The sequence below is a fragment of the Neorhizobium sp. S3-V5DH genome (genome assembly GCF_004343065.1).
Classification (GTDB): Bacteria; Pseudomonadota; Alphaproteobacteria; order Rhizobiales; family Rhizobiaceae; genus Neorhizobium; species Neorhizobium huautlense.
This window is the reverse complement of the sequence record NZ_SMCL01000057.1, coordinates 1-1,029: the sequence shown is the minus strand read 5'-3', so window position 1 is coordinate 1,029 and position 1,029 is coordinate 1. Positions and strand designations below refer to the sequence as shown.

Sequence of the window (1,029 nt, the reverse complement as noted above, 5' to 3'; positions counted from 1 at the left end):
CCTTATACATTGAGAGGCCGGAGCGTCTGTTATGATGCTCCGGCCTCGTTTGTCATTGGGGTGATCGCAACACCGCAATGGCTGAGGGCAAAGCGGTTGGGCTTGGCCGCCCTGAACCTTCGTTCGCAAAAAAGCAGAACCCTTTGCGCTCATCGAGGCATCGTCGCACCGTTGAGGGAGCTTCGCGCTCGCGTATAAGGGAGACCTGCCTCATGTCTTATACTAGTCGTTTTGTCGGCATCGACATATCAAAATCCTCTTTTGACATCTGCATCCTGCCGGATAGCCGCTCGGCGAGCTTTGCCAACACGGCGGCAGGAGTTGCCCGCTTCCTGGCCTTTGTCGCGCCATTGAAAGGGATCGAGCGCTTCCTGCTGGAGCCCACCGGCGGCTACGAACGCCGTGTGCTCGATGCGCTTCTTTCAGCGCGGATGCCGGTGGCGCGCGTCAATGCCAGACAGGTGCGACAGTTCGCCGGCGCCTGCGGCCAACTCTCCAAGACCGACAGGATCGACGCCTTCATCCTGGCCGACTACGGTCGGCGGATGGAAACCGAACTTGTCCTGCCAGCTTCTCCAGCCCAGATGAATATGGTCAGTCTGGTGGCGCGCTACAGGCAGCTGTCACACATGATCGTGCAGGAGAAAAACCGCCGGGAGAAGCTGGCCAGCCGGGCCGACGACAAGACGAGGGTCTGGATCGAAGAAAGCCTACAGTTCCTGCTTGACCAGCGCCAGGCGGTTGTCGAGGCGATGACAGCCTGCCTCGAGGCGGATAAGGCGCTCTCGGGCAAGGCCGCTGTCATGATGTCGCTCAAGGGCATTGGTCTGCGCACAGCCTGCTTCCTGCTGGCAGGTCTGCCTGAACTCGGAAGCCTGGACAAAGGACAGATCGCCAAGCTCATCGGCGTCGCGCCGCTCAACCGGGACAGCGGCCAGATGCGCGGCAAGCGCATGATTGCCGGCGGTCGAAAACCGGTTCGCGATGCCCTCTACATCGCAGCCCTGCCGGCAATCCGCTTCGATCCCG

Annotated in this window: 1 protein-coding gene; it reads left to right on the top strand. The window is 61.0% G+C overall.

Annotated features, from left to right (window positions below):
• Window positions 1–212: 212 nt before the first annotated feature.
• Window positions 213–1,029 (top strand): IS110 family transposase (locus tag EDE09_RS27955; protein ID WP_207914897.1); only part of this gene is annotated, 817 nt, incomplete at its 3' end.